We start from the raw sequence: 6,215 nt of genomic DNA, 5'->3' as shown, positions 1-6,215 counted from the left end.
TACGGTCGAGGAAAATTGACCACTGGGATAGGAAGTTGGCTTATCGTCCTCAAACCAAGGCGCTTCCTTATAGAAGGGCATATAGGGCTTATCGTCCCAATTATCGGCCCCCGACGCATCAAGCGCAAAGGACCGGTCGAAGCCGTGCGAGCCCGGCAATTGCCCCGGCCCATCACCCAAATGCCACTTGCCACTCATGAACGTCCGATAGCCCGCAAGGCGCAGCCGCTCTGGCAGGGTGGCGACATTGGCCTCTAAATGCAGGCCATAACCGGGCTTGCCAACATGTTCCTTTGGCAGCACCTCTTTGATCGTCGCCACACCGGCTTGATGATTGGTCAGACCCGTCAACAACATGGCGCGCGAGGGTGAGCATAAGGGCGAAGTCGCATAGCGGGTAAAGCGCGTGCCCTTGCGGGCAATCGCGTCAATATTGGGTGTTTTGGCCTCGCCGCCATAAATGCCCAAATCCATCAAAGCGGCATCGTCAAACAGGATGATGACCACATTGGGCTTGGCCTTGGTTGAAGTTGCCTTCGAACTCACTTGTCCAGAGGCAGAGCCAGCCCCCGCCATCAACGCCAAGCCACCCAGCGCAAGACCCAACGCCCGCACCCAGCCAGACCGGTGTTTGCTAAATCTGCCCATGCGCGCCCCCAAACCAGTTCTTTGTTTTGACACGATGATTGTCATTGGATGCATAAGGGGTCAAGCAAATTCCGGTCACTGAAAAGGCCTTCCTCAATCGCGCAAAACATGGCGCTTAGACAGCTTGCCGTCGCGGTTCAGTGAGACCAAATCGCCATCCTGCATAATCCAGAAGGCGCCCTTAAACTTCTGCTTGGCATCCCCCAAGAATGGTCCTTCCAAGCCCTTTAGCGGCAGAGCCGGCACGATGTGGGTTAAGGCGACGCCACCAACTTTCGCGCTATTGGCGATGTCGGCGATTTGGCTGGGGGTCGCATGATAATTTTCGATGTCGTGAAAGACTTGGGCGACCCCTGCCTGCCCAGACCCCTTGGCTGCTTTGCCCATAATCTGGGTCAAGTTCGGGGCGATGGCTTCATGGACCAGAAGATTGGCCCCTTGCGCGGCCTTGGTCACGCAGTCGCACATTTTGGTATCGCCGCTGATGACAATCTTCTGACTGCCATATTCAATCCGATAGCCCAAGGCGGGCTCAATCGGGCGATGATCGACGCCAAAAGCAATAATCTTCACCCCGTCCTGATCATAGACGACAGCCTCTGCGCCAATGGCAGGTGGGGCAAAGGCTTTGGCCTCAAACCCAAAGCCCGAGGGCGGCACAATGTCGGCCCCATGATGGGCGACCCGGTAGCCGCGATCTTGCGCATAAACCTGGGACAGGCCCGCCGCGATCTGCTCCACCCCTGTCGGTCCATAAAGCGGCAGCGGCGTCTTGGCAGAGCTCGACGCCCAGCGCTGCAAGCCCAAAGCACCAAGACCATCAATATGGTCAGAGTGGAAATGGGTTAGAAATACTGCTTGGACTTGGCCTGTTGGCAAGCCCATCAGGTTTAACGTCTCTGCCGAACCTTCGCCTGCATCAAACACAAACAGCTTACCGCCCGCAACAATCGCCAAGCATGGCCCGGCGCGATCTCGATCCGGCATGGGCGAACCTGTGCCGCAAAAGCCCGCATGCAATCCTGTTTTGAGCCCTTCAATCGTGGGGTGGGCCAAGGCTTGATTGGCCCCCCGCTCTAAGAGCGTCAAGGCAATCTTATCGCGATTGAGGGCCGCAACCGCGGCACCGCCAACACTAAGGGCCGCAAGGATGGCAAGAATTGGCTTGGCTTTCATGGCGTGTCCTTGAGCAGCTTTGGGCAAGCTTTATATTGACACTATAAGTGCAATAATCAGCCTGTCAAACCGCCTGTGCGCTCATGTTAGGCAGCAAGCCTCTCTCCTAGGGCAAGTCGCGAACCAAGCGGAACCCAATATGATTACTTGAAAAATCAATATCTTGTGCTTGGCGAGCTTGTGGACGATAGCGGCCGCAGAAATTATCTGAACACAGCCAGGACCCGCCCTTGATGGTTCCAGAAACCCCGTCTTGGAAAGGGGTTTCGGTCCATTCCCAGACATTACCGATCATATCATAGAGGCCAAGTTTGCTAGGTGGGAAACATCCTACCGGCGCGGTCGATTGAAATCCGTCTTTGCCCTCATCCAACAGGGGAAACAGCCCTTGCCACGTATTAGCGATGGGCTTCTTTTGGGTATCATAGGCACCAGATCGCGTGTTTGCCGGATCGGCCAGACCTGACTGGGCGGCATATTCCCACTCAACCTCATTGGGCAATCGCCCCCCGGCCCATGCCGCATAGGCTTTGGCATCTTGGCGCGAGACGTGGATGACGGGCTTATCCTCTTGGCCCACAATCGTGCTGCCAGGCCCTGCAGGCGTTTTCCACGTGGCGCCTGGAACCAGTTTCCATTGCCCGGGTTGGCCTTGGCTTCCGATTTCAAACACAGCAGACCCCGCCCCACCATCGGTGCGGCTCAGCGACTTTTCCGCATCTGTCACATAGGCCTTTGCGGCCACAAAGGCGGCAAACTCACGGTTTGTCACCTCATGGGCCTGCATTTCAAACCCTTTGACCTGCACGCGCATCATGGGCCCTTCCTCTGGAAAGGCAGGGTCCTGGCCCAAGACGACCGATCCCGCAGGTATTTTTACCCAGCCCCCCTGCTTGGCGACCGGCAAGCCGCAGCCCACTATCGCCTCGCGCGTTTTGCTTTCATCGGCTGGCTTACAGCCAAAGCTCAGCAGAAGCGGCAACAGGATCAGGATTTTTGGTCTCAAGATGTCAGCTCTCGCAAGGCGTCCTCAATCACCCACATGCGGTCTTGTCCCCACACGCAGACCTCATTCACACGAAAACACGGAACTCCCCAATGGCCAATCTCTAAAAGTTCAAGCCGATTGGCCTCTGCGGTCTCACGCCAATTCTCTTTCTCCAGTTGTTTGCGGGCTTCTGGCCAAGGCAAGCCTGCCCTTTCGACAATTTGCTTCATCCCGGCATCCGAACCCGCATCGACCCCTTGCGACCATACCGCCGTCAAAAAGGCCTCAACAAACCCATAGCCACGTCCCTGCTCCAGGGCCCAAGCCAGAATGGCATAGCCCCGCTCAACCGGCTTGCCGACCGGGTCAGCAATCCGTCCAAACGGAATAGCCAGCCGCCGGGCTTCGCGCGCATTATCCAGCGTGAAATAACGGCTTTTCATCGGCGGCACGGGCAGGCCGCGCATCACCATCGGCAAGACATAGCGCAAGCGCAGCTCTGCCCCATAAGCATCCGCCAAGGCCTTGGCCCGATGGGCAGACAGATAGGTATAGGGGCTGCGGAAAGACAAATACCAATGCAGGACGGGCCGCTCGCCCGCCTTTGGTTTAGCGGGTGTGAGGTCTAAGCCGGGGGCCGGAAAGATCAGCTCCGACGGCGCGCCCGAAACCTGCGCGCCGACATTGCGCAAGCGCGATTCCAAATAATGCAGGCGGTCAATGCCCCAATACCATTCGCCACCATAAAACAGCATAGCCCCCATGAAATGGCCTAGCCGTGCCCGTTCAGCATCCCCCTTCGCACACGCATCCCCCATAATCGTGGGCGCGCCGGTCTCGATCTTACCAGCCCAAAGAGCGCGACTAATGGCCAAAGCCCGTTCCCAGAAATCCCCCCCGCTTAAGGCTTCGCCAAACTGGGCTTGGGCCGCAAGCACGGCTTCAGGGCGAGGTTGAACGCCGTGATCAACAAAACTAAAGCCAGACTTCTGGGCCAATCGTGCGCAATCCTCGCGCCCATAGGCAATCAGGCGATCACGCTCTGGTGCTGCCCAATCATCGGGCGGGCCGACCAACCAGACATGCAAATCGACATCATAGCGGGTTCGGAACAAGTCCAAGGCCTGCAAAGCCAAATGACTATAGGGATCATCAATCTGATGAAAATAATCGACGCGGTGGCGTGCGCCTTGGCGCTGGCGCTCCTTCTCAAACTTGTCGCGCGCGGCATCTTGGCGCTGCGCACTGGTGATGGCCTCGGCAACTCGTGAAACTACGAGCGTTTTCAATGACATTGCTCTCCCCCATCTTGTCTTTATGCCAGCCTATGTTTTGGCGCGCAGAATGTCAAAAGCAAGCAAGCAAAGGCTTGCCAGGATCAGCGCCCTAATGGACCCAGAGCTAAAAGCGGCCTAGGTTACGGGCAACCAAAGCCATAAGGATCGACCATGCGGGTGCCCGCCCTTTTTGCCCTTTGCCTGATAAGCAGCGCCGCTTGCGCCCAATCCAGCGCGCCTCCTGTGCTGGAAACATATTTTTCTACCCCGATAAGCGCCCAAACCCTGACGCCCGAAAATCTGGCCGGTATCGGCAAGACCGGCCAAGCAGAACTGATCTATGCTTTGCGGCTCGAAACCCGGCGGCAGGATCCAAAGCTGCCGGAAGAATTTGGAGGGCTCTCCTCCCTGTCTGTCCGTATCGCAGAAGGCGATACAATCTCCTTTGACGCCATAACCGATCGGGGCCACCTCGCCCGCTTCTCTGCCCCCAATCCACTCTCTCAAAAGGCCGCGATACGCACCGAAACTCCTGTGCAGCTTATCACCCTCACAGATCCGGCGGATAAGCCGCTGCGCGGGGGCAATCAAATTGATAGCGAGGGCCTCGCCCCCACCGATACAGGCTTCCTCATCAGCTTTGAGCGCAACCACCGCCTCATAGAACTGGTCAAAACAGATACGGGCTACAAAAGCCAACCCGGCCCCAGCCTGACAGGCTTTGAGGGCCTTGAACCCAATGGCGGGATGGAGGCCCTCGCCCGCCTACCCAATGGCCAATATCTGGCGTCTGCCGAATATGGCCCAGACCGGCTGGGCGATGCTGCCGCTAAGCTGAAAGCCCCCTATTGGATCTTTGATCAGAACAGCAAAGCGGTGACCGCCCCTCGTGGCAATTTCGAAAATCAAGGCCGGTTTGGCATTACCGACATTCGGGTTTTGGGTGAGGAAGTGTGGGTGCTAAAACGCTCTTATGACCCTGCCACCAAAATCAATCTGTCGCGGCTGGAAGCATGCAGCCTTGAAAGCGTTGTTATGGGCGGACCAATCTGTACGGCAAAGCTTACCCTGGCCCCGCCGTTTCCGATGGATAATTATGAAGGCCTTGCCGTGATGAACGACCCGCAAAGCGGCGGCAAGATTGTCTTCATCCTGTCGGACGATAACTTTTCGGCCGACCAAGGCACGTTCCTGCTCGCCTTTCGTCTCGACGCGTCCATTTCTGCCAACATCGGAGACAAGCCATGACACGTTTCAAAACCAGCCTCTTTGTCGCCACCAGCCTGCTGGCCAGTGTTGCGCTCGTCGCCTGCCAGCCCGCACCGACCAACAGCGTCGCCGCCTCTGGCATGGGCAACCAGATGATGGACCATAGCCAAATGGATCACAGCCAGATGGACCATGGAACTCTGGTGGGCTCAACTGACCCGGCGGCAGCCGCAGCCCCTTCAACCAAAGCATTTGAGGCCGCCAATGCCGAAATGCACCAGAAGATGGCGATCGCCTATACAGGTGATGCCGATAAAGACTTCATTGCCGGCATGATCCCCCATCACGAAGGCGCAGTCGCCATGGCGCGCGTTGTTCTTGAACATGGCAAAGACCCTGAAATTCGCAAACTGGCTGAGGACATCATCGCCGCACAAGACCGCGAAATCAGCCAAATGAAGGCATGGCAAGCCAAACACACCAAGCCTTAGACAGCGATGCCCCGACTGCCCAAGCGATGTTGAAACCCTCGCCCATCTGGGCTACCGACACATCTGCGCTGCACCCGTAGCTCAGCTGGATAGAGTGTTGCCCTCCGAAGGCAAAGGTCACAGGTTCGAATCCTGTCGGGTGCGCCATTTTTCGTCGCGTGGAAGCTCATTGGGCCGATGACGTCTAAACCTTTCAAACACCGATAGCCCCGCGAGGAAAAGACCTCCGGGGGTTCGGCTTTTGCCCTTGGGATAAGGGCAGAGGGACCGGGGCGCTTGGAGCGCGTCAATTAAGGTGGGCCAGATTAACGGACTGGCCCGGAATACGACGCAAACCGTGCGCCCCGGCTGAAATAGTGCTGTGTGCTCAAGGGAGGATCATGAGCCCTCCTCGGTGGTGTCATTACCCCCGCCTAGTTCGCAAAG

6 protein-coding genes and 1 tRNA gene are annotated in these 6,215 nt (G+C 57.4%); 3 read left to right on the top strand and 4 right to left on the bottom strand.

What is annotated here, in order from left to right; all coding sequences use genetic code 11:
• From IOB61_RS01970 to IOB61_RS01955, 4 genes are all read right to left on the bottom strand, one after another.
• The coding region (locus IOB61_RS01970) for a sulfatase-like hydrolase/transferase (RefSeq protein ID WP_290811383.1) at positions 1-648 on the bottom strand (648 nt) is incomplete at its 3' end.
• 93 nt (positions 649-741) lie between these two features.
• On the bottom strand, positions 742-1,824 hold the full coding sequence (locus tag IOB61_RS01965; RefSeq protein WP_290811380.1) for an MBL fold metallo-hydrolase: 1,083 nt from the start codon (positions 1,822-1,824) through the stop codon (positions 742-744).
• Between the two features lie 106 nt (positions 1,825-1,930).
• On the bottom strand, positions 1,931-2,830 hold the full coding sequence (locus tag IOB61_RS01960) for a formylglycine-generating enzyme family protein (RefSeq protein WP_290811377.1): 900 nt from the start codon (positions 2,828-2,830) through the stop codon (positions 1,931-1,933).
• Positions 2,827-4,107, bottom strand: coding sequence for a DsbA family protein (locus IOB61_RS01955; RefSeq protein ID WP_290811374.1), 1,281 nt, complete (start codon positions 4,105-4,107; stop codon positions 2,827-2,829). The genes IOB61_RS01960 and IOB61_RS01955 overlap by 4 nt, the downstream gene beginning before the upstream one ends.
• Positions 4,108-4,260: 153 nt before the next feature.
• On the opposite strand from IOB61_RS01955, the gene IOB61_RS01950 reads away from it, so the two are divergent.
• The 3 genes from IOB61_RS01950 (at position 4,261) to IOB61_RS01940 (ending at position 5,936) form a co-directional block, all read left to right on the top strand.
• A complete protein-coding gene (locus IOB61_RS01950) occupies positions 4,261-5,337 on the top strand; it encodes an esterase-like activity of phytase family protein (protein WP_290811372.1) in 1,077 nt (358 codons plus the stop codon).
• Positions 5,334-5,789, top strand: a complete 456-nt coding sequence (locus tag IOB61_RS01945) for a DUF305 domain-containing protein (RefSeq protein ID WP_290811370.1) — start codon at positions 5,334-5,336, stop codon at positions 5,787-5,789. The genes IOB61_RS01950 and IOB61_RS01945 overlap by 4 nt, the downstream gene beginning before the upstream one ends.
• A gap of 70 nt (positions 5,790-5,859) precedes the next feature.
• Positions 5,860-5,936: transfer RNA gene (locus tag IOB61_RS01940), tRNA-Arg, on the top strand.
• Positions 5,937-6,215 lie beyond the last annotated feature (279 nt).

The sequence above is a fragment of the Aquidulcibacter sp. genome (assembly GCF_020253525.1).
Taxonomy (GTDB): domain Bacteria; phylum Pseudomonadota; class Alphaproteobacteria; order Caulobacterales; family Aquidulcibacteraceae; genus Aquidulcibacter.
The sequence above is the reverse complement of the archived record's forward strand: the minus strand, read 5'-3'. Positions and strand labels throughout refer to the sequence as shown.